Source organism: Pseudomonas gessardii (genome assembly GCF_001983165.1).
GTDB lineage: Bacteria > Pseudomonadota > Gammaproteobacteria > Pseudomonadales > Pseudomonadaceae > Aquipseudomonas > Aquipseudomonas gessardii.
On record NZ_MNPU01000031.1, the window covers coordinates 46,582 to 68,202 of the forward strand.

General features: G+C 60.2%; 18 protein-coding genes, 1 tRNA gene and 1 pseudogene. 14 read left to right on the forward strand and 6 right to left on the reverse strand.

Translation table 11 applies throughout. From position 1 onward, the window contains the following. Positions 1–4: 4 nt before the first annotated feature. The 11 genes from BLL38_RS19670 (at position 5) to BLL38_RS19720 (ending at position 13,143) form a co-directional block, all read left to right on the forward strand. On the forward strand, positions 5–1,201 hold the full coding sequence (locus BLL38_RS19670) for a CaiB/BaiF CoA transferase family protein (RefSeq protein ID WP_076963993.1): 1,197 nt from the start codon (positions 5–7) through the stop codon (positions 1,199–1,201). A 14-nt stretch (positions 1,202–1,215) separates the two neighbouring features. Next, positions 1,216–2,037: an HpcH/HpaI aldolase/citrate lyase family protein gene (locus BLL38_RS19675; protein ID WP_076963994.1), complete on the forward strand. Its 822-nt coding sequence runs from the start codon at positions 1,216–1,218 to the stop codon at positions 2,035–2,037. A gap of 123 nt (positions 2,038–2,160) precedes the next feature. Further along, positions 2,161–3,144, forward strand: coding sequence for a TRAP transporter substrate-binding protein (locus tag BLL38_RS19680; protein ID WP_076963995.1), 984 nt, complete (start codon positions 2,161–2,163; stop codon positions 3,142–3,144). 145 nt (positions 3,145–3,289) lie between these two features. Further along, entirely contained in the window at positions 3,290–3,922 is a 633-nt protein-coding gene (locus BLL38_RS19685; protein WP_076963996.1) for a TRAP transporter small permease, read from the forward strand. Next, on the forward strand, positions 3,922–5,202 hold the full coding sequence (gene dctM, locus BLL38_RS19690) for a C4-dicarboxylate TRAP transporter large permease protein DctM (RefSeq protein ID WP_076963997.1): 1,281 nt from the start codon (positions 3,922–3,924) through the stop codon (positions 5,200–5,202). The genes BLL38_RS19685 and dctM overlap by 1 nt, the downstream gene beginning before the upstream one ends. Before the next feature lie 111 nt (positions 5,203–5,313). Continuing rightward, the gene (gene nosR, locus BLL38_RS19695; RefSeq protein ID WP_076963998.1) at positions 5,314–7,494 is read left to right on the forward strand and encodes a transcriptional regulator NosR; all 2,181 of its coding nucleotides are present in this window, start codon (positions 5,314–5,316) and stop codon (positions 7,492–7,494) included. Positions 7,495–7,532: 38 nt separating this feature from the next. Further along, entirely contained in the window at positions 7,533–9,455 is a 1,923-nt protein-coding gene (nosZ, locus tag BLL38_RS19700; RefSeq protein ID WP_076963999.1) for a TAT-dependent nitrous-oxide reductase, read from the forward strand. Between the two features lie 106 nt (positions 9,456–9,561). Further along, on the forward strand, positions 9,562–10,875 hold the full coding sequence (locus tag BLL38_RS19705) for a nitrous oxide reductase family maturation protein NosD (RefSeq protein ID WP_083743088.1): 1,314 nt from the start codon (positions 9,562–9,564) through the stop codon (positions 10,873–10,875). Then, complete coding sequence (locus tag BLL38_RS19710; RefSeq protein WP_076964010.1) at positions 10,875–11,786, forward strand: ABC transporter ATP-binding protein; 912 nt, start codon at positions 10,875–10,877, stop codon at positions 11,784–11,786. The genes BLL38_RS19705 and BLL38_RS19710 overlap by 1 nt, the downstream gene beginning before the upstream one ends. Next, on the forward strand, positions 11,783–12,613 hold the full coding sequence (locus BLL38_RS19715; RefSeq protein WP_076964001.1) for an ABC transporter permease: 831 nt from the start codon (positions 11,783–11,785) through the stop codon (positions 12,611–12,613). Before BLL38_RS19710 ends, BLL38_RS19715 begins: the two co-directional genes overlap by 4 nt. A 26-nt stretch (positions 12,614–12,639) precedes the next feature. Beyond that, positions 12,640–13,143 carry a nitrous oxide reductase accessory protein NosL gene (locus BLL38_RS19720; protein WP_090412736.1) on the forward strand — a complete coding sequence of 168 codons (504 nt, stop codon included), beginning with the start codon at positions 12,640–12,642 and terminating at the stop codon, positions 13,141–13,143. Between the two features lie 15 nt (positions 13,144–13,158). Here BLL38_RS19720 and BLL38_RS19725 read toward each other — a convergent pair whose 3' ends face one another. Continuing rightward, on the reverse strand, positions 13,159–14,445 hold the full coding sequence (locus BLL38_RS19725) for an MFS transporter (RefSeq protein ID WP_076964003.1): 1,287 nt from the start codon (positions 14,443–14,445) through the stop codon (positions 13,159–13,161). Positions 14,446–14,588: 143 nt separating this feature from the next. On the opposite strand from BLL38_RS19725, the gene ggt reads away from it, so the two are divergent. Next, a complete protein-coding gene (gene ggt, locus BLL38_RS19730; RefSeq protein WP_076964004.1) occupies positions 14,589–16,313 on the forward strand; it encodes a gamma-glutamyltransferase in 1,725 nt (574 codons plus the stop codon). 228 nt (positions 16,314–16,541) lie between these two features. Next, positions 16,542–16,615 (forward strand) — tRNA-Cys (locus tag BLL38_RS19735). 441 nt (positions 16,616–17,056) lie between these two features. On the opposite strand, the gene BLL38_RS19740 is transcribed toward BLL38_RS19735, so the two are convergent. Then, a complete protein-coding gene (locus tag BLL38_RS19740) occupies positions 17,057–18,025 on the reverse strand; it encodes an AraC family transcriptional regulator (protein WP_076964005.1) in 969 nt (322 codons plus the stop codon). Between the two features lie 181 nt (positions 18,026–18,206). On the opposite strand from BLL38_RS19740, the gene BLL38_RS19745 reads away from it, so the two are divergent. Beyond that, a complete protein-coding gene (locus BLL38_RS19745) occupies positions 18,207–18,905 on the forward strand; it encodes an alpha/beta hydrolase (protein WP_076964006.1) in 699 nt (232 codons plus the stop codon). 96 nt (positions 18,906–19,001) lie between these two features. Here BLL38_RS19745 and BLL38_RS19750 read toward each other — a convergent pair whose 3' ends face one another. The 4 genes and pseudogenes from BLL38_RS19750 to BLL38_RS31475 form a co-directional block, all read right to left on the reverse strand. Continuing rightward, positions 19,002–19,871, reverse strand: a complete 870-nt coding sequence (locus BLL38_RS19750; protein WP_076964007.1) for an AraC family transcriptional regulator — start codon at positions 19,869–19,871, stop codon at positions 19,002–19,004. A 189-nt stretch (positions 19,872–20,060) separates the two neighbouring features. Next, the gene (locus BLL38_RS19755; protein ID WP_076964008.1) at positions 20,061–20,462 is read right to left on the reverse strand and encodes a GFA family protein; all 402 of its coding nucleotides are present in this window, start codon (positions 20,460–20,462) and stop codon (positions 20,061–20,063) included. A 190-nt stretch (positions 20,463–20,652) separates the two neighbouring features. After that, positions 20,653–21,273 carry a LysE family translocator gene (locus tag BLL38_RS19760; protein WP_076964009.1) on the reverse strand — a complete coding sequence of 207 codons (621 nt, stop codon included), beginning with the start codon at positions 21,271–21,273 and terminating at the stop codon, positions 20,653–20,655. A gap of 94 nt (positions 21,274–21,367) precedes the next feature. Further along, positions 21,368–21,493, reverse strand: a pseudogene (locus BLL38_RS31475) (AAA family ATPase); the annotation flags it as partial. Positions 21,494–21,621: the final 128 nt, after the last annotated feature.

Below are 21,621 nucleotides of genomic sequence, written 5' to 3' on the forward strand. Positions count from 1 at the left end.
TGTCATGACTGCTAATCAACGACCGCTGGACGGCATTACCGTGGTCAGCCTGGAACACGCGATTGCTGCACCGTTCTGTACCCGCCAACTGGCTGACCTGGGGGCGCGGGTGATCAAGATCGAACGCCCGGGCAGCGGTGATTTCGCCCGTGGCTACGACGAGCGCGTGCGCGGCCTGGCCTCGCATTTTGTGTGGACCAACCGCTCCAAGGAAAGCCTGACCCTGGACCTCAAGCAGGCGGAGGCCGGCGCGATCCTCGACACCTTGCTGGCCGAGGCCGACGTGCTGGTGCAGAACCTGGCACCCGGTGCCGCAGCGCGGATGGGGCTGTCGTTCGAGGCGCTGCAGGCGCGTTTTCCACGGCTGATTGTCTGCGATATTTCCGGCTACGGCGAAGGCGGGCCCTACGAGAAAAAGAAAGCCTATGACTTGCTGATCCAGAGCGAGGGCGGTTTTCTTTCGGTGACCGGTGGCCCGGGTGAAGAGCAGATGGCCAAGGCCGGTTGCTCCATCGCGGATATCTCCGCCGGCATGTACGCCTACAGCGGCATCCTGTCGGCACTGCTGCTGCGCGGCAAGACAGGCAAAGGCAGCCGCATTGACGTGAGCATGCTGGAAAGCCTGGTGGAGTGGATGGGCTACCCGATGTACTACGCCTTCGACGGCGCCCCGCAGCCACCACGGGCCGGCGCGGCGCATTCGACGATCTACCCCTACGGGCCGTTCCCCACCGGCGATGGCGGCACGGTGATGCTCGGTTTGCAGAACGAACGCGAATGGGCGGCGTTCTGCGACAAGGTACTGCTCACCCCTGCGCTGGCGACGGATGAGCGCTTCTCGGCCAACTTCAAGCGTTCGGCCAACCGCGAAGGGCTGCGCCAGATCATTGTCGACAGCTTTGCCCAACTGGACGCCGCAGCCGTGATCCAGCGCCTGGAACACGCGCAGATCGCCAGTGCGCGGGTCAACGATATGCAAGGGGTGTGGGACCACCCGCAACTCAAGGCCCGCGACAGCTGGCGTGAAGTCGACAGCCCGGCGGGGCCGCTGCCGGCGCTATTGCCACCGGCGCGCAATGCCGCGTTTACCCCGCGGATGGATGGCGTACCGGGGCTGGGGCAGCACAGCCAGGGGATTCTCCAAGCGCTTGGCTACTCGGGTGAAGCCATCGACAGCCTGCGGGTACGCGGCGTTATCTAATCAGGAGTGCAGTGATGTCGTTGATTCGTTCTGCCTTGTTCGTGCCGGGCAGCCGCCCCGAGCGCTTTGCCAAAGCGCTGGCCAGTGGTGCCGATGCGGTGATCGTGGATTTTGAAGACGCGGTGGAAGAACCCCTCAAGCGCCAGGCCCGGGACAACCTCGGCGGGTTTTTAACGGCCAACCCCGAGGCCTGCGTGTGGGTACGCATCAATGCCCCGGAACACGCTGAGCACGGTGCCGATGTGGCGTTTTGCAAAGCCCACGGCAATGTGGCCGGGGTGCTGCTGCCGAAGGTGGAGAGCGCCGCCCAGGTGGCCGTGGTGGCCGCCGCCGGCAAACGCATATGGCCGATTATCGAAAGTGCGCGAGGTTTGCTGGCGGTGGCTGAAATCGCCCATGCGCCGCAGGTCGAGCGCCTGTCGTTCGGTGGCCTGGACCTGGCGCTGGACCTGAACCTGAGCAGCCCCTCGGCGACGGCGAACTTTGCCCTGGATCAGGCGCGCCTGGCGCTGATCGTGCATTCGCGCGCCGCCGGCCTGGTGGCACCGCTGGACGGTGTACACCCGGCCATCGACGACCCCGAGGGCCTGCGCCGCTCGATCCGACATGCCTATGAAATGGGCTTTGCCGGGGCCCTGTGTATCCATCCCAAGCAGGTGCCGGTGATCCATGAGGCCCTGGCGCCGAGTGCGGCGGACCTGGCCTGGGCCCAACGGGTGGTGGAGGCCGGTGCCCATGGGGCAGGGGCCTACCAGATTGATGGGCAGATGGTGGATGCGCCGGTGTTGCTGCGGGCCCAAAGGCTGCTGGCAGCACACAACTCCCATACGGGATAGGCATTGCTCCCCAGGTTGGTGTTCGGCTTGGCCGAACGCAGGGTTTAAAAATTTCAAATTCACTACACGCCTCACATCAGGCACCTTGCCTGACACCACTACAACAATAAAAAGGTGATACCCATGCTCAAGCTTTCTCGGGCGCTGTTGTGCGCCGCCACGTTGTTTGCCGCAGGCCTGGCCCAGGCGGCCGATCCGATCGTCATCAAGTTCGCCCATGTGGTAGCGGAAAACACCCCCAAAGGCCAGGGCGCGCTGCTGTTCAAGAAACTTGCCGAAGAGCGCCTGGCGGGCAAGGTCAAGGTCGAGGTGTACCCCAACTCGTCGCTGTTCGGTGACGGCAAGGAAATGGAAGCGCTGCTGCTGGGCGATGTGCAGATGCTGGCGCCGTCCCTGGCCAAGTTCGAGCAATACACCAAGCAGGTGCAGATCTACGACCTGCCGTTTTTGTTCAACGACCTGGCTGCCGTCGACCGTTTCCAGGCGGCCGAGGGCAAGCAACTGCTGACGTCGATGCAAGACAAGAACATCCTCGGCCTGGCCTATTGGCACAACGGCCTCAAGCAACTGTCGGCCAACAAGGCCCTGCATGAACCCAAGGACGCCCGTGGCCTGAAGTTCCGCGTACAGGCCTCCAGCGTGCTGGAGGAGCAGTTCAAGGCGATCCGCGCCAACCCACGCAAGATGAGTTTTGCCGAGGTCTACCAGGGCTTGCAGACTGGCACGGTCAACGGCACCGAAAACACTTGGTCGAACTATGAAAGCCAGAAGGTCAACGAGGTGCAGAAGTACTTCACCGAGTCCAACCACGGCCTGATCGACTACATGGTGATCACCAACGCCAAGTTCTGGAACGGCCTGGCACCGGAGATGCGCAGCGCCCTGGAGCAGATCATGGGCGAGGTCACTGTCGAGGTGAACAAGCAGGCCGAAGCGCTGAACCAGTCGGCCAAGCAGAAGATCATCGACGCCAAGACCAGCGAAATCATCGAATTGACCCCCGAGCAACGCCAGCTCTGGCGCGAAGCCATGCGCCCGGTGTGGCAGAAGTTCGAGGGGCCGATTGGCGCTGACCTGATCAAGGCCGCGGACGCGTCCAACCACTGATCGCCTGCGCGACCCCGACCCAATGTGGGAGCGGGCTTGCCCGCGATGGCGGCGTCTGAGCCCGCCGAGAGGCCGTTGATGCCCCATCGCGGGCAAGCCCGCTCCCACATGTTGCGACCCCTTTCCCTGTAAGCGAGGTTTTGCCATGCAATCCCTAAGGCGCGTCTGGGAGCACCTGGAGGAGGGTTTTATCGCCTTCCTGCTGGCCGCCATGACCCTGGTGACGTTTGTCTACGTCATGCTCAACAACATCTACACCCTGTTTTTTGCCCTGGCCGACAAGTGGGCCTGGAGCAGCGGTTTTTTCAACGCCCTGGGCGACGGCACCATGACCTGGGCCCAGGACATGACCTGGAGCGTCGCGCTGACCAAGGCGATGTTCGGCTGGCTGATTTTCTTCGGTATTTCCTATGGCGTGCGCACCGCCGGCCACCTGGGGGTGGATGCCCTGGTGCGCCTGACGCCACGCCGGGTCCAGCGCCTGCTGGGGATGCTCGCCTGCCTGTGCTGCCTGGCCTATGCCGGGCTGTTCATGGTGGCCAGCTACAAGTGGGTGAGTGCCGTGCTGGTGGCCGGGATCGGGGCCGAGGACCTCGACCATTTCGGCCTGGAAGTGGGGCATATCGCGCTGATCGTGCCGATCGGCTTTGCCCTGGTGTTGATCCGCTACCTGGAAATTTTCTACCGCCTGTTTACCCACCGCCAGGTCGGGTTGGGGCTGGCCGACGAAGCCGGTGAAGCCAGCAAGTTGGCCGGCAGCCATAAGGAGCGTGACTGATGGCCGTTCTCTGTCTGTTTTTGCTGCTGTTGGTGTTGATGTTCCTCGGCGTGCCCATCGCCATTTCCCTGGGCTTGTCGGGGGCGATGTCGATCCTGATGTTCAGCCAGGATTCGTTGAGTTCCCTGGCGATCAAATTGTTTGAAACCAGCGATGCCTACACCTTCCTGGCGATTCCGTTCTTCCTGCTGTCGGGGGCGTTCATGACCACTGGCGGCGTGGCGCAACGCTTGATCGATTTTGCCAACGCCTGTGTCGGCCATATCCGTGGCGGCCTGGCGATTGCGGCGGTGCTGGCGTGCATGCTGTTCGCCGCGCTGTCCGGTTCATCGCCGGCGACGGTGGCGGCGGTGGGCTCGATTGCCGTGGCCGGCATGGTGCGCTCCGGTTACCCCAAGGCGTTCGGCGCGGGGATCATCTGCAATGCCGGGACCCTGGGCATCCTGATTCCGCCTTCCATCGTGATGGTGGTGTACTCGGCGGCGACAGAAACCTCGGTCGGCAAGCTGTTTATGGCCGGGGTGATCCCCGGCTTGCTGCTGGGCCTGATGCTGATGATCGCGATCTATATCGTGGCGCGGATCAAAAAGCTGCCAGCACAACCCCGGGCGACCTTTGCCCAGTGGCTGGGCTGTGCGCGCCGCGCGTTCTGGGGCCTGTTGCTGCTGGTGATCATCCTTGGCGGTATCTACAGCGGCATGTTCACCCCCACTGAGGCCGCAGCGGTGGCGGCGGTGTACTCGGCGTTTGTCGCACTGTTTGTGTACAAGGACATGCGCCTGAGGGATTGCCCCAAGGTGCTGCTGGAGTCCGGGCGCCTGTCGATCATGCTGATGTTCATCATCGCCAACGCCATGCTGTTTGCCCATGTGCTGACCACCGAACAGATCCCGCAGGAAATCACGGCCTGGGTCATCTCCGAAGGGCTGACGCCGATCGGCTTCTTGCTGATGGTCAACGTGGTGCTGTTGATTGCCGGCAGCTTCATGGAGCCCTCGGCCATTGTGCTGATCCTGGCGCCGATCTTCTTTCCGATTGCGATGAAGCTGGGCATCGACCCGATTCACCTGGGGATTGTGATGGTGGTGAACATGGAGATCGGCCTGGTGCATCCGCCCGTTGGCTTGAACCTGTTCGTGACCTCGGCGGTGACCGGCCTGACCCTGGGCCAGACCATCCGCGCGGCGATGCCCTGGCTGATGATCCTGCTGGCGTTCCTGGTGCTGGTGACGTACGTGCCGTTTATCTCACTGGCGCTGCCGCAGTGGTTGGGCATGTAGCCCAGCGCCCAAACGCCGCACCGCCTCCAGACTTGATTTCAATCAAGGGCTCACTGGCCACCTGCCACCTACCATCGACTTCATATTCCGGCCGTTGAAGTCAGTGAGCCCATGAACCGCCCCAAGCCCTCGACCCTCGCTACCCTGGCTGCAAGTCCCGTTACCTGGCTGGTTGTCCTGGTGCTGCTGTTCAGCCTGGCCGGCCCGGCCCAGGCCAAGTCCTACGGCGCGATTGAACAGCAGCGCATCGACAAGATTTTCCCGCAGGCCGACGCCATTTCCGCCGCCCAAGGCCCGTTCAAGGTGCGCACGCTGTCGGCCAAAGGCGCGGTCATCGGCTATGTGTTCCAGAGCCTGGACGTGGTGGACATCCCGGCGTACTCCGGCAAACCGATCAACACCCAGGTGATTCTCGACCCGGCCGGGGTGATCCGTGATGCCTATGTGCTGGAGCACCACGAGCCGATCCTGCTGATCGGTATTCCTGAGGCCAAGCTGCATGACTTCACCGCCCGCTACAGCGGGATCAACGTCAAGCAGCGGGTGGTGGTGGGGCATTCCAGTGACAGCCAGGCGGTGACCGTGGATGCGGTGGCCGGTGCCACGGTCACGGCGATGGTGGTCAATGAGGTGATCATGCGTGCCGCCCACGAAGTGGCGGTGTCGCTCAAGCTGGTTGAGGACAAGGCCAGCACCGCGCAGAAAGTCGCCCTGGTACGCGCTGACCTGTTCGAGCCCGCCAACTGGGCGCAATTGACCGGCAATGGCGCGGTGCGCCGCCTACACCTGACACGCGGCCAGGTGGATGCAGCCTTCAAGGGCACCGAGGCCGAAGGCGTGGACGTGGCGGGGGCGGGGCAGGTCGACGAGACGTTTATCGACTTGTATGTGGCCGATCTCAACGCGCCGACCATCGGCCGCAACCTGTTGGGCGAGGCGCAATACCGCGTGCTGATGCAGGGCCTCAAGCCCGGCGAGCAGGCCATCGCGGTGCTGGGACGCGGGATTTTTTCGTTCAAGGGCTCGGGCTATGTGCGCGGCGGGATTTTTGATCGGGTGCAGTTGCGTCAGTTTGGCAATGTCATCAGCTTCCGCGATATGGACCACCAGCGCCTGTACGACGTGTTCGCCGAGGGCATGCCCGAATTTGATGAAATGTCGGTGTTTATCGTGCGCCCCCAGGCCGGGTTCGACCCTGGCTCGGCGTGGACCCTGGAGCTGCTGGTGCGGCGCCAGACCGGCCCGGTCAGCGGCACCTTTACCAGTTTTGAATTGCCGTACCAGATGCCCGAGGCGTACCTGGAACGCCCGTTGCCGACTGCTGCCGAACAGGCCGCCATCGACGAAGCCAACCGGCCGATGTGGCTGACGATCTGGTACCAGAAACAGTGGCAGGTCCTGGTGCTGGGCGCCGCCCTGGTGCTGTTGACGGTGATTCTGTTTTTGCAGGACAGCCTGGCCCGGCGCCCGCGCCTGTTGCATTGGGTACGCCGTGGCTACCTGCTGTTTACCGTGGTGTTTATCGGCTGGTACGCCCTGGGGCAGTTGTCGGTGGTCAATGTGCTGACCTTTGTGCATGCGCTGTTCCAGCAGTTCCGCTGGGAGTTGTTCCTCACCGACCCGCTGATCTTCATGCTCTGGGTATTCACCGCCGCCAGCATCCTGCTGTGGGGCCGGGGTGTGTTCTGTGGCTGGCTGTGCCCGTTCGGGGCGTTGCAGGAGTTGCTCAACGAGGCGGCGCGCACGCTCAAGGTGCGCCAGTTCGAGCTGCCGTTTGCCGTGCATGAGCGGCTGTGGGCGATCAAGTATTTGATCCTGCTGGGGCTGTTTGGCTTGTCCCTGGAGTCGATGGCCACTGCCGAGCGGTTTGCCGAAGTGGAGCCGTTCAAGACCGCCATCACCCTGCATTTCGACCGCCAGTGGTGGTTCGTGCTGTACGCGGTGGCACTGCTGGTGATCAACCTGTTCACGCGCAAAGTCTACTGCCGCTACCTCTGCCCGCTGGGCGCGGCGCTGGCAATCCCGAGCAAGTTCAGGCTGTTCGACTGGCTCAAACGGCGCAAAGAGTGTGGCGATCCGTGCCAGTTGTGCGCCAAGGAATGCGAGATCCAGGCGATCCACCCCGACGGCCATATCAACGCCAATGAATGCCACTACTGCCTCGATTGCCAGATGACCTGGCACAACGACCACAAATGCCCGCCCCTGATCAACCAGCGCAAGAAACGCAACAAGGCCGCACCCACCCCTGGGCAATTGATCCCGGTGGTGCAGGTGGCGGTGCCTGAATGACGGCCTTGGGCACTCACTTTTCCCATCTGGAGCACATCATGAACGACAGCGAAGCGAAAAAGCCCGGGGCCACCCCGGAACCTGAAGGCATGAGCCGGCGTGGCTTCCTGGGCACTGGCGCCGTCACCGGCGCGGTGCTGGCAGGGGCCTCGGCCATCGGCGGTACGGTGTTTACCCGCGAGTCCTTTGCGGCAGCGGCCAAGGAGGCGAAGTCGAAGATCCATGTGGGCCCAGGTGAGCTGGACCAGTACTACGGGTTCTGGAGCGGCGGCCACCAGGGTGAGGTGCGGGTGCTGGGTGTGCCGTCGATGCGTGAGTTGATGCGTATCCCGGTGTTCAACGTCGATTCCGCCACCGGCTGGGGCCTGACCAACGAGAGCAAGCGCATCCTGGGGGAGGGCGCCAAGTACCAGAACGGCGATTGCCATCACCCGCACTTGTCCACCACCGATGGCCGCTATGACGGCAAATACCTGTTTATCAACGACAAGGCCAACACCCGCGTGGCGCGGATCCGCCTGGATATCATGAAGTGCGACAAGATCGTCACCGTGCCCAATGCCCAGGCGATCCACGGCCTGCGCCTGCAAAAGGTGCCGTATACCAAGTATGTGTTCTGCAACGCCGAGTTCATCATCCCGCACCCCAATGACGGCCACACCTTCGACCTGCAAGACAAAAACAGTTTCACCCTGTTTAACGCCATCGACGCCGAGAAGATGGAAATGGCCTTCCAGGTCATCGTCGACGGCAACCTCGACAACGCCGACATGGACTACACCGGCAAATACGCGGCGGCCACCTGCTACAACTCGGAGAAGGCCTCCGACCTGGGCGGCATGATGCGCAACGAGCGCGACTGGGTGGTGGTGTTCAACATCCCGCGCATCGAGGCGGCGATCAAGGCCGGCAAGTTCATCAACCTCGACGGCGTCAAGGTGCCGGTGGTGGACGGGCGCAAGGGCGACGACGGCAAGGACAGCGAATTCACCCGCTATATCCCGGTGCCGAAGAACCCCCATGGCTGCAACACCTCGCCGGACGGCAAGTACTTTATCGCCAACGGCAAGCTGTCGCCGACCTGCACCATCATTGCCATCGACAAGCTCGACGACCTGTTCAGCGACAAGATCAAAGACCCGCGCGGCGTGGTGGTCGGCGAGCCGGAGCTGGGCCTGGGCCCGTTGCACACCACCTACGATGGCCGGGGTTTTGCCTACACCACGCTGTTTATCGACAGCCAGGTGGTCAAGTGGAACATCGCCGAAGCCATCCGCGCCTACGGTGGCGAGAAGGTCAACTACATCAAGCAGAAGCTCGATGTGCATTACCAACCCGGCCACAACCACGCCTCGCTCACCGAAACCCGGGATGCCGACGGCCAATGGCTGATGGTCCTGAGCAAGTTCTCCAAGGACCGCTTCCTGCCCACCGGCCCCCTGCACCCGGAAAACGACCAGTTGATCGACATCTCGGGCGATGAAATGAAACTGGTCCACGACGGCCCGACCTTCGCCGAACCCCACGACTGCGTGATGGCGCGGCGCGACCAGATCAAGACCAAGAAAATCTGGGAGCGCAACGACCCGTTCTTCGCCGAAACCGTGGCCATTGCGGCCAAGGACGGGATCAAGCTGGAGACCGATAACAAGGTGATCCGCGACGGCAAGAAAGTGCGGGTGTACATGACGTCCATGGCACCGACCTATGGCCTGACGGAGTTCACCGTCAAGCATGGCGATGAGGTCACGGTGACCATCACCAACATCGACCAGATCGAGGACGTGACCCACGGCTTTGTCATGACCAACCATGGCGTGAGCATGGAAATCAGCCCGCAGCAGACCTCTTCCATCACCTTTATCGCCGACAAACCGGGGCTGCATTGGTACTACTGCAGCTGGTTCTGCCATGCGCTGCATATGGAGATGGTGGGGCGGATGTTGGTGGAGCGCACTTAACGGCGAGCACCCAATAAATGTAGGAGCTGGCTTGCCTGCGATAGCGGTGCATCAGAAAACGGTCGGTTGCCTGACACACCGCTATCGCAGGCAAGCCAGCTCCCACATGGGATCTGTTTTGATCAAAAAGGAATACTCCGTGGCTCGACCCCGCACGTTATTGACCGGGTGTGTGTGGCTGCTATTTTCGGCCACCGCCAGTGCCGCTGTAGTGCCCATCACCGACTTGCCGTTGGTCGCCGCAGGCCCGCAGCACTGGCGCCTGCCCGCCGGCGACTACCAGGGTTCCTACAGCATCGACCAACCCCTGCAACTGACCTGCGAACCCGGTGCGGTGATCCATAGCCAGGGCCAGGGCAACAGCCTGTTGATCAACGCGCCCGACGTCACCGTCGAGGGCTGTACCTTCCTCGACTGGGGCCATGACCTTACCGCGATGAACGCGGCCATCTTCATCCAGCCCAAGGCCCACGGTGCCCTGGTCAAGAACAACCGCTTGCGCGGCCAGGGTTTTGGCGTGTGGGTCGATGGCACGGCGGATGTAAGCGTGATCGACAACCAGATCCAGGGCGACCCGGCCATGCGCTCCCAGGACCGGGGCAATGGCATCCACCTGTACGCAGTCAAGGGGGCGCGGGTGATCGGCAACCAGGTGCGCGATGCCCGCGATGGCATCTACATCGACACCTCCAATGGCAACCTGCTGCAAGGCAACACCCTGGAAGACCTGCGCTACGGCATCCACTACATGTTCGCCAATGACAACCAGGTACTTGGCAACATCACCCGCCGCACCCGCACCGGCTATGCGCTGATGCAAAGCCGCAAGCTGACAGTGATCGGCAATCGCTCCGAGGAGGATCAGAACTACGGGATCCTGATGAACTACATCACCTATTCCACCCTGCGCGACAACGTGGTCAACGATGTGCGCGACGGCACCACCGGCGACACCATGATCACCGGTGCCGAAGGCAAGGCACTGTTTATCTACAACTCGCTGTTCAACAGCATTGAACACAACCACTTCGGCCGCAGTGCGGTGGGTATTCACCTTACGGCAGGCTCCGAAGACAACCGGCTTGCCAACAATGCCTTTGTCGGCAACCAGCGCCAGGTCAAGTACGTGGCCACCCGCTTGCAGGAATGGTCGGCAGATGGCCGCGGCAATTACTGGAGCGATTACCTGGGCTGGGACCGCAATAACGATGGCCTGGGGGATGTGGCCTACGAGCCCAACGATAACGTCGACCGCCTGCTGTGGCTGTACCCCCAGGTGCGCCTGCTGATGAACAGCCCCGGCATCGAGTTGTTGCGCTGGGTGCAGCGGGCGTTTCCGGTGATCAAGTCGCCGGGGGTGATGGACAGTCATCCGCTGATGAAAGACCCCACGCTTTCCCTGCTCAAGGAGCCCGCATGATGCCTGTCGTCGAAATCGAAGGCGTGACCCAGCGTTATGGGCCCGCCACTGTGCTGCATGACTTGAGCCTGAGCCTGGCGCCCGGGGAGGTGCTGGGGCTGTTCGGCCATAACGGCGCGGGCAAGACCACCAGCATGAAACTGATCCTCGGTTTATTGCAGGCAAGCAGCGGCCAGGTACGGGTGTTTGGCCGCGCGCCCAGTGATCCCCAGGTGCGCCGGATGCTCGGCTATCTGCCGGAAAACGTCACGTTCTACCCGCAACTCAGCGGCCTGGAGACCTTGCAGCATTTTGCCCGGCTCAAGGGCGCGCCGATGAGCCAGGTCTTGACGTTGCTGGAAGACGTCGGCCTGACAGCGGCGGCGCGGCGGCGGGTCAAGACCTATTCCAAGGGCATGCGCCAGCGCCTCGGCCTGGCCCAGGCCCTGCTGGGCGAGCCGCGCCTGCTGCTGCTCGACGAGCCCACCGTGGGCCTCGACCCGATTGCCACCCAGGACCTGTATCGCCTGCTCGACCGCCTGCGCGGGCAGGGCACCAGCATCATCCTCTGCTCCCATGTGCTGCCGGGCGTGGAGGCCCATATCAACCGTGCCGCAATCCTCACCCAGGGCCGCCTGCTGGCCCTCGGCACCCTGGCCGCCTTGCGCGAAGAAGCCGGGCTGCCGACCCTGATCCGCAGCAGCGGCCTGCAACGCGCGGCGCTCTTGCAAAAACGCTGGAGCGAGGCCGGCCACGTGACCCAGCGCTGGGGCGCGCAAGGGCTGCAAGTGGCGGCGTTCAATGGCAACAAGCTGGACCTGCTGCGCCAGTTGCTGGACCAGGACAGCCCCAGCGATGTGGAAATCGTCGTGCCGTCCCTGGAAGACCTGTACCGCCATTACATGGATAGCCCGGTGGAGCGTGCCCAATGACGCCGATCTGGAACATGGCCCGCAAAGAATTCAGCGATGGCCTGCGCAACCGTTGGTTATTGGCCATCAGCCTGTTGTTCGCGGTGCTGGCCATCGGTATTGGGTGGCTCGGTGCGGCGGCGTCCGGGCAACTGGGCTTTACCTCGATCCCGGCAACCATCGCCAGCCTGGCCAGCCTGGCGACCTTCCTGATGCCATTGATTGCGCTGTTGCTGGCCTATGACGCGATTGTCGGCGAGGACGAAAGCGGCACCTTGCTGCTGTTGCTCACCTATCCCCTGGGGCGCGGGCAGATCCTGCTCGGCAAGTTTGTCGGGCATGGGCTGATCCTGGCGCTGGCGACCTTTATCGGATTCGGCTGCGCCATGCTCGCCATCGCGCTGCTGGTGGATGACGTCGAGTTCAGCCTGCTGCTCTGGGCATTTGGCCGCTTCATGCTGACCTCGACCTTGCTCGGCTGGGGCTTTTTGGGGATGGCGTATGTGTTGAGCAGCGTCTCGGCGGAAAAGTCCACGGCGGCTGGGTTGGCCCTGGGGGTGTGGTTCTTTTTTGTCCTGGTCTTTGACCTGGCGTTGTTGGCGCTGCTGGTGCTCAGCGAAGGCCAGTTCAGCCCGACGCTGTTGCCCTGGCTGCTGCTGTTCAACCCGGCGGATGTGTACCGCCTGATCAACCTGTCGGGCTTCGATGCCGGCCCCGCATCGGTCGGCGTGATGGCCCTGGGTGGGGACCTGGCGCTTCCGGGGGCGGCGTTGTGGTTGTGCCTGGTGGCGTGGGTCGTCGGGCCGCTGGCCTGGGCCTATTGGCTGTTTGGGCGGCGCGCGGCATGATTTTTTTATCGGTGGAGCAAATAAGCATGAAAATGGGATGGGTGTTGCTGTTGAGCCTGCTGCTGATGGGGTGTGACAAACCGGTAGCGGCGGGGGTGGGTGATGGGCCGGTGGCGTTCCATCCGGCGGATGAGTGCCATGTGTGCGGCATGGTGATCAGCGAATTCCCAGGGCCCAAGGGTGAGGTGGTGGAGCAGGGCGCGGCGAAGAAATTCTGCTCGACCGCAGAAATGCTCGGCTGGTGGTTGCAGCCGGAAAACCATCATGCCCCGTCAAAACTGTATGTGCATGACATGGGGCGCAGCCACTGGGAGACCCCGGACGATGCCCATCTGATCGATGCCAGGACCGCGTACTACGTGCTCGGCACCGGGCTCAAGGGCGCCATGGGCGTGGTGCTGGCCTCGTTTGCCGAGCAGGCGGTGGCGCAGAAAGTCGCGGCCGATACCGGCGGGCGGGTGCTGCGTTTCGAGGAGATAGACCTGGCGCTGTTGCAGCAGCCCAGTGGCATGGCCCATAGCGGTCATTGAGGCTGCCCCCACAGCCTATCGGTTGACCAACTTCGCCGGCAACGCAATCACCAGCAAACAACTGAGCACCAGGCTGGCGGCAAAGAACCACATGGCCCCGGCGCTGCTACCGGTGATGTCGATGGCCAGGCCCATCAACGAGTTGCTGACCAGCCCGGCGATATTTGCCAGGGAGCAGGCCAGGGCAAAGCCGGTGGCTGCTGCGGTGCCGGTGAGGAAGGTCGCCGGCAGGCTGAAAAACACCGGCACTGCGCCGAGGATCGCCGCCGACGCCACGGCAAACAGGGCCACGGTGGCGACCACGTTATGGGTGAAGAAGGTACTGCTGGCCATGGCCACGGCGCCCACCAGGAACGGCACGATAATGTGCCAGCGGCGCTCGCGGTATTTGTCGGAACTGGCGCCGATCAGCAGCATGCCGGCCAGCGCCGCCACACTGGGCAGGGCGGTGAGCAGACCGATCTGGAAGGTGTCGCTGATCCCCGCGTTGCGAATCAGGGTCGGCATCCAGAAGCCCATGGCGTAGGCACTGAGCAGGATCGAAAAGTCGATCCCGCCGAGCATCCACACCTTGAGGTTGAAGAACCCATCGCGAAAGCGCCGTGGGCTGTGGCCGGCCTGGCTGTCATCGGCGTGCAACTGCTGTTGCAGCAAGGTCTTTTCGGCGCCAGACAACCATTTGGCCTGGTGGTAGGTATCGGGCAACGCCCAGAGCGCCAGCACCCCCAACAGCACGCTGGGCAGTGCTTCAAGCAGGAACAGCCATTGCCAGCCACGCAGGCCGCCCATTTGGTCGAAGTGGCCCATGATCCAGCCGGACAACGGCCCGCCAATCACACTGGACAGCGGCAGGCCGATCATAAACAGCGCAATCACCCGCCCGCGGCGATGGGTGGGGAACCAGGTGGTCAGGTAATACAGCACTCCCGGCAGGAACCCGGCTTCGGCGACGCCGAGCAAAAACCGCAGCACATAGAACTGGGTGGTGGAGGTGACCAGCAGCGTGCAGGCCGAGAGCAGGCCCCAGGTGATCATGATGCGCGCAATCCAGATCCGCGCGCCGACGCGCTCCAGGATCAGGTTGCTGGGCACTTCAAACAGGATATAGCCGACAAAAAACAGGCCGGCGCCCAGGCCGAACGCGGTTTCGCTGAACTGCAGCTGGTCTTGCATCTGCAGCTTGGCAAAACCGATGTTGATGCGGTCCAGGTAGGCCGCCAGGTAGCAGAAACACAGGAAGGGAATCAGCTTCCAGGTGATCTTGTGGTACAGCGCGTGGATGGGGTCGGCGACCGTGGGCATCGGTGTATCTCAGGGCAAGGAGGAGGGCGGGGCGAATATAGCATTCCGTCACCGACACGCTCTGTCTGAAAAGCGCCACTTGGCTGGGGTTGGTGTGCGAAAGAGGCTACGTTTAACGCTTCCAATAAACAGAGTATCCACGGATGAACTACCAACCCTTTACCCGAACCTTGATCGCGACGGCCCTGGTCCTCACATTCAGCGGTGTGCAGGCGGCCTCCCAAGCCCCGGTGGCCGGTGAAAACGGCATGGTGGTGACGGCCCAGCATTTGGCGACCCATGTGGGCGTCGATGTGTTGAAGGCCGGCGGCAATGCTGTGGATGCGGCCGTGGCCGTGGGTTACGCCCTGGCGGTGGTCTACCCGGCAGCGGGCAACCTCGGCGGCGGTGGATTCATGACCGTGCAACTGGCGGACGGGCGCAAGACCTTCCTCGACTTCCGCGAAAAAGCCCCGTTGGCGGCCACCGCCGATATGTACCTGGATAAAGACGGCAATGTCGTCCCCGGCCTCAGCGCCAAAGGCCACCTGGCGGTCGGCGTACCCGGCACCGTCTCCGGCATGGAGCTGGCCTTGAGCAAATACGGCACCCTCAAGCGCGCCCAAGTAATCGCGCCGGCGATCAAGCTCGCGGAAGATGGCTTTGCCCTCGACCAGGGCGATATCGACATGCTGCACAGCGCCACCGAAGAGTTCAAAAAAGACCAGGACCTGCGCGGCATCTTCCTCAATAAGGGTGAGCCACTGCAGGTCGGGCAGAAGCTGGTGCAAAAAGACCTGGCGCGTACCCTGCGGGAAATTTCCGCCAAGGGCACCGATGGCTTCTACAAAGGCTGGGTGGCCAAGGCCATCGTCGACTCCAGCCAGGCCGGCAAGGGCATCATCGCCCAGGCCGACCTGGATAACTACCAGACCCGCGAACTGGCCCCCATCGAGTGCGACTACCGCGGCTACCACGTAGTCTCGGCGCCACCACCCAGCTCGGGCGGCCTGGTGATCTGCCAAATCATGAACATCCTCGAAGGCTACCCCATGGCCGAACTGGGCTACGGCTCGGCCCAGGGCACCCATTACCAGATCGAAGCCATGCGCCACGCCTACGTGGACCGCAACAGCTATCTGGGCGACCCGGATTTTGTAAAGAACCCGGTAGCCCACCTGCTGGACAAGGACTACGCGGCCAAACTGCGTGCCGCCATCGACCCGCAAAAAGCCGGTGACTCCATGGCCATCAAGCCCGGCGTTGCGCCCCATGAAGGCAGCAACACCACCCATTACTCCATCGTCGACAAATGGGGTAACGCGGTGTCGGTGACCTACACCCTCAACGACTGGTTCGGTGCTGGCGTCATGGCCAGCAAGACCGGGGTCATCCTCAACGACGAAATGGACGACTTCACCGTCAAGGTCGGCGTGCCCAACATGTACGGCCTGGTCCAGGGCGAAGCCAACGCCATCGCCCCCGGCAAGGCGCCCCTGTCGTCCATGAGCCCGACCATCGTCACCAAAGATGGCAAGGCGGTGATGGTCATCGGCACACCGGGCGGCAGCCGCATCATCACCGCCACCTTGCTGACCATCCTCAACGTCATCGACTACAAGATGAACATCCAGGAAGCCGTCAACGCCCCGCGCTTCCACCAACAGTGGATGCCCGACAGCACCAACCTCGAAACCTTCGCCCTGAGCCCCGACACCCAGAAAATCCTCGAAAGCTGGGGCCACAAATTCGCCGGCCCCCAAGACGCCAACCACCTGGCCGCCATCCTCGTCGGCGCCCCGTCCCTGGACGGCAAGCCGGTGGGTAACAACCGCTTCTATGGCGCCAACGACCCACGGCGCAATACCGGGCTGTCACTGGGCTACTAAGCGCAGACAGGGCAGGGGCCAGCCGCCCCTGTTCTGCTTCATAGAAGAATATTTTTTGAAATCAAGGGCTTGCCAGCCTCGGCAAATCAGTACATAATTGCCGCCATCGAACGCACTGAGGTATAAAAAACTTCAATGTTTTCAATGAGATAGAGTAGAGGCAAGCTTACATAGCCCACTCAAGTTTATAGGCGGTGAATGTCAGTGGTTTTGGCATTGATCGTTTGAGGCCGAGTAGCAAAATGGTTATGCAGCGGATTGCAAATCCGCCTACGCCGGTTCGATTCCGACCTCGGCCTCCACTCTTAAAGCCCCGTAGATCAATGGTCTACGGGGTTTTTTAATGCCTGCGATTTGGCATCGTTTCCGCAATTACCCAAAATTTGATGCGTGGTAGTGCTCGTCTTGAGACATCCTTTGTGTAAGCGCGCGTCGGATTTGGCACCGCTTGACGGGTGATTTGGCACTGCCTGACACCGTCCAGGCTATGAAATTGCGCGAGATGTTTGGCACTCGCACTGTCTCAACCGTCTTATTCAGTTTGACTAGCGAGCCAGTTGGGTGGATTTGGGCGCAGACCGACGCTTGGAAAACCGTCTACTGTCGGCCTCTCAGGAGAGGGGGGCAGGGTGGGCGGTTACAGTCTGCTTGCAGGCGAAGGACTGGTGGCAGCTACTGTCTGAGGATTAAGGGGCACTGCTGAGGATTCGTACAGGGCGGTTTAATATGATCCTACTGAAATATCACACAGTATATTTCAGGCGATACTCAGTTGGTGTCAGTCCTAGCTCCCGGCGAAAGGCTCGACTAAAAGCTACATCAGAGTCATAGCCCAGATCTTCCGCTATTTTTGATACTCGTTGGTTTGAAGACCTGAGGCGTTTTCCTGCGAGCTGCATTCTCCAGCGAGTCAAGTATCGCATCGGTGAGTCTCCAACCATCCGGCCAAATTTATTTGCAAAATTTGATCGCGATTGGCCGACCTCAAGAGCGAGTTTTTCTACAGTCCAATCTGCTCCAGGCTCTGAGTGCAGTAATGCAAGGGCGTGGCCGACCATTGAATCGCGTAATGCCGCAATCCAGCCCGTGATCTCGGCAGGAGCGGTGAAAAGCCAATTTCGGATTGCCCAAATAAACATCAGGTCAATGATCCTAGACAACATAATCGCACTCCCTATTGACGGGAGCGCCATCTCTTTTTGCATCGCTGCGACCGTCAGCGCCAACCACTCTTTTGATCCAAGCGTGTCAGGTTCAATACTTGGTCTGCTTGATACATGCAAAAATTTTGGTAGGCCCAACATCAACGCTTGGCCACCTACGCTATCAAACTTGAAAAGTCCACTCGTGATTTTTTTAGTAGGTTCTGGACAAGCGTGTTCAGCGTTCTCCGATGAAACGCCTTGAAACTGGATGCAGTGACTGATGCCACTTGGGGCGAAAATTATGTCCCCCGGGGAGAGGGAGATCGGCTCCTTGGTATCATGAGGATAAAGCAGAAAAACTCCGTGATGGACTATGTGAAAATAAGCGATTTCTCCATTAAATATCTGTTTTTCATCGGTTTTATATTGTCGCTCAGGAAGCAGTTCACTGCACATTTCAGCTTTGCTGAATATATCAAAAAAGACATCGGCAGCCGGGTCTCTAATGTCCTTTTTGAAAGGTACGGAGTCATGGCGTTTTAGCACGTTCTTTGGCGTTTTAGTCATGGTAAATAGTTTCCTCTCGCCATAATAATCCTCCGGCCAAGAGAGTATAGCGAAGGTCAGCGGCTGATTTGGGCTGCTAAACCGATCCAGAGTGCCTCTGGCGTTGATTGATGGCGTATCACGCCATTCTATGCGCTTCCGTTATGCGGATGTTTTTACTGACAGGTAGAGGGGTCGAGCAATGAGTGATAAACCTACGATTTTGCTGGTACACGGCTTTTGGGGCGGTGCAGCACATTGGAGTAAGGTAATTGTTGAACTGGCTCGCAAAGGTTATACGTCCATACATGCAGTTGAAATGCCTCTGACTTCCCTCGCCGAGGATGCTGAGCGTACTCGCAAGATGATTGCCCAACAAAAGGGGCCAGTTTTGCTTGTGGGACATTCGTACGGCGGTGCTGTTATTACTGAAGCGGGTGATCAGCCTAACGTGATCGGGCTCGTTTATATTGCAGCATTCGCTCCTGATGCGGGTGAGAGTCCTGGTGAAATTACGCAGCGAAACCTGCCTCAAGCAGCTGCCAACCTTGAGCCTGATAGCGACGGTTATCTGTGGGTAAAACCGGATAAGTTCCATGAGAGCTTTTGCCAAGATCTATCAGACAGTGAGGCCTTGGTCATGGCGGTGACCCAAAAAGCACCACTGGCTAGTGCCTTCGGTGACAAAGTTACGGCCCCCGCATGGAAGAAAAAGCCATCGTGGTATCAGATTTCCAGCGAAGACAGGATGATTGATCCCGTAAATCAGAGATTAATGTCAGCAAAGCTCAATCCAAAGAATCTGATTACTTTAGCGACCAGCCATGCTTCGTTGGCGACAAGACCCTTTGAGGTCGCCTCGTTCATTGATGACGCCGCAGTGGCAGCGTCGAACCTATAACTTTAAGTGAAAAGGGGCAGATTTATTTATCTCTGATAAATCTGCCACAATTTCTCTCACTGCCGCCAACTCAAGGCCAAAAACTACTTACTCCCCCTATTGCAGCGGAACATAAATATCCGTTTGCCATTGATCCATCGGCGTCTGGGGATAGGTGCTCAGGTAGTTGAAAAACAGTGGCTGGTCACGCAGTTCCTCTCCACTGGTAGGAAGCCAGTCGCGGTAAATCGGGTAGATCGTTTCGCCAATATGATCCGGTGACCCCGCGTGTCGCACCACAACGCAGCGCCCGCCAGGAATGACGAGCTCGTGCACGCCGAACTCATTCGGCGCCACCGCCTCATGAATCTCGCCGCAGATTGCGAAGCGGAATGCTTGGGGAGGTGTTGTGTCGGGGTTGTTATAGGGAATGCCGAAGGTACGACTCGATGCCTGCGGCGACTGACCGCTCTGGATTCGCCATTCGATGAACTTGCGCACACTCTCATTGACGAGCCCGGGAGGGCCGCAGTGCTCAAGCGCTGCTACTTTGACCTCGGGGAAATCCACGATTCTTACTTGCATGATGATAGTCCTGGAAAAGTGAGGGATTGCGAAGACCGTATTCCAGACCTGCCAGTTCGGTTCCTTGCTAAATGCACTCGGTGTCATGCCGATCGCCCGCTTGAACGCCCTGCAAAATGCCTCGGGGCTTTCAAAGCCGGCATCGAGTGCCGCGTCCAGCACCGAGTGATCCGTAAGGGCCGCCAGGCGATGTGCCGCGCGGCGTAGGCGCATCAGTTGCACATAACGTGAGACCGGCACGCCAACGAACGCGGTGAATTGGCGGTGGAAGTGAAATGCCGAAAAGTTTGCCACACGGCTCAACGTCTTCACCGACAGGTCACCTTCGAGATTGCCATCAATGTAGGCGAGCACGGCGTTGAAGCGTTTTGTGTAAGCGCAATGGGGCGGCAGGTCTGACACTGGAAAAGCTCCTGGAAGTACGGTCGCCAATAGAGTCGACTATAGCGACGTAAGGGTGCCTAGCCGAGTTTGCTCAAGGCATGAGGCTGGCCGACCGTGGCGGGGACGTCGAACAGCCTACGCAACAGGTACTGGATGTGTTGTGGGGGGAGTACGTGTCAAAGACAGGAGCGTTTCGACCCAAAGCCTTCAGTCGACCTGAGGGCATGGGTTGAAGGGTATGTACCAGTGGGCTGCGGAGTCGAGATGGATGTGTTTCTGCTTTTGAGGCAAGAAGGGTGTATCAAGCGTGCCCAGTGTTATTGAAACCCAGTTGGCAAACTCGCCTTGAGACCGTGACCAGAACAATGCCGACCCGCACTGCGCGCAAAACTCGCGTACTACCGTCTTTGAAGATGCATAAGTTTTGATATGGACGGAGCCACCAACTATGCGCAGCGCGCTACGCGGAACACTGCCGTAAGAAGCAAATGCTGCCCCATGACCTTTGCGGCACTGGCTGCAATGACAATGAATCACTGCTTTCGGCGTGGCGGATAGCTCGTAACTGACGGCTGTGCATAGGCAGCTTCCCTGGTACACCTTTGTCATACGCTCTTCCATTGATGCGAAAAACGCCAGCGTAACCGGCGCAGTTTAATCAGTCGACTGACTTGAAGATCACATCCAGGTTAATACGGTGACAATGCACAATGGGACATAAAGGAGATCGGATTTATTTATCGAAAAGTGGCCTGCTCTCGGACAATAAATCGGTGCCATTTTTGTTTTTTGATGATGATCAGGCACGCCGCGCCATCAATAGGGTCGAGGCCGCAGCGGATAATAAACCGGCACAGCAACGATTAAAAATCTTCTTCCCACGAGGCTGTGTAAACCAGCGGCGCATGTGCAGTCCGATGTATGCATAGACGCCAATGGCAATCCACTCCAATGCCAGGAACAACACTCCGAGCAGTGTGAATTGGGAGCCAACGTCTACCGTTGGGTCAACGAATTGAGGTAAGAACGCGGTAAAGATCAGAATGGCTTTGGGGTTGCCGGCGGCGACGAGGAACTCCTGCCTTGCTAACCCCCACAACCCCACCCGGGTGTTTTCTGATTCGGCTTGTGCTTGTGGTGTGGCGTTCCACAGCTGATACGCCAAATAAAAAAGGTACGCCGCGCCGACTATCTTGATCCCGTAGAAGACGAGCTCTGAAGTTTGTAATACGACGGCCAGGCCTGCCGAAGCGAGTGCGATCATGATTGCGAATGCCAACAAACGGCCGACGCCTGCGAGGCAGGAGATGCGATATCCGTAGCGCGTTGCATTGCTGATGGACAGCAGATTGTTGGGCCCTGGCGCCATATTCAGCGCAAAGCATGCGGGCAGGAATAACGCTAGTGTTGCAAAGTCCATAGGCCTCTCCAGAACCGTTTTGCATCAATCTTATAGTTGAAATCCTGTAGGTGTCAGCGTCCGCTGAGCACCTTTCAAGCGACTTACTGGGCACTTATTGGCGAGTAATTATCGAGACCGCTTGCGTCGGTGAAACCACGGCGGTGTCTATGCAAAACGGCGCCTCGTCCCACGCCTCATATTCATGATCCAGTACAGACTGCCAAGTGGGTGGAGTCAGCTGGGCATTCCACGCCATCCGGCCACTCAGTCCACCAACATCCGGCCACCTATTCCACGGTCATCCGGCCGGGCAGTCGGAGCGCAGCGACGCAGGTTTGCATTGTTAGTCTGAAGTCTCTGTCGCCG

Coding starts and splice junctions, on each gene's coding strand:
- BLL38_RS19670 (WP_076963993.1), top strand. CDS start 5: ATGACTGCTAATCAACGACCGCTGGACGGCATTACCGTGGTCAGCCTG.
- BLL38_RS19675 (WP_076963994.1), top strand. CDS start 1,216: ATGTCGTTGATTCGTTCTGCCTTGTTCGTGCCGGGCAGCCGCCCCGAG.
- BLL38_RS19680 (WP_076963995.1), top strand. CDS start 2,161: ATGCTCAAGCTTTCTCGGGCGCTGTTGTGCGCCGCCACGTTGTTTGCC.
- BLL38_RS19685 (WP_076963996.1), top strand. CDS start 3,290: ATGCAATCCCTAAGGCGCGTCTGGGAGCACCTGGAGGAGGGTTTTATC.
- dctM (WP_076963997.1), top strand. CDS start 3,922: ATGGCCGTTCTCTGTCTGTTTTTGCTGCTGTTGGTGTTGATGTTCCTC.
- nosR (WP_076963998.1), top strand. CDS start 5,314: ATGAACCGCCCCAAGCCCTCGACCCTCGCTACCCTGGCTGCAAGTCCC.
- nosZ (WP_076963999.1), top strand. CDS start 7,533: ATGAACGACAGCGAAGCGAAAAAGCCCGGGGCCACCCCGGAACCTGAA.
- BLL38_RS19705 (WP_083743088.1), top strand. CDS start 9,562: ATGGGATCTGTTTTGATCAAAAAGGAATACTCCGTGGCTCGACCCCGC.
- BLL38_RS19710 (WP_076964010.1), top strand. CDS start 10,875: ATGCCTGTCGTCGAAATCGAAGGCGTGACCCAGCGTTATGGGCCCGCC.
- BLL38_RS19715 (WP_076964001.1), top strand. CDS start 11,783: ATGACGCCGATCTGGAACATGGCCCGCAAAGAATTCAGCGATGGCCTG.
- BLL38_RS19720 (WP_090412736.1), top strand. CDS start 12,640: ATGAAAATGGGATGGGTGTTGCTGTTGAGCCTGCTGCTGATGGGGTGT.
- BLL38_RS19725 (WP_076964003.1), bottom strand. CDS start 14,445: ATGCCCACGGTCGCCGACCCCATCCACGCGCTGTACCACAAGATCACC.
- ggt (WP_076964004.1), top strand. CDS start 14,589: ATGAACTACCAACCCTTTACCCGAACCTTGATCGCGACGGCCCTGGTC.
- BLL38_RS19740 (WP_076964005.1), bottom strand. CDS start 18,025: ATGACTAAAACGCCAAAGAACGTGCTAAAACGCCATGACTCCGTACCT.
- BLL38_RS19745 (WP_076964006.1), top strand. CDS start 18,207: ATGAGTGATAAACCTACGATTTTGCTGGTACACGGCTTTTGGGGCGGT.
- BLL38_RS19755 (WP_076964008.1), bottom strand. CDS start 20,462: ATGACAAAGGTGTACCAGGGAAGCTGCCTATGCACAGCCGTCAGTTAC.
- BLL38_RS19760 (WP_076964009.1), bottom strand. CDS start 21,273: ATGGACTTTGCAACACTAGCGTTATTCCTGCCCGCATGCTTTGCGCTG.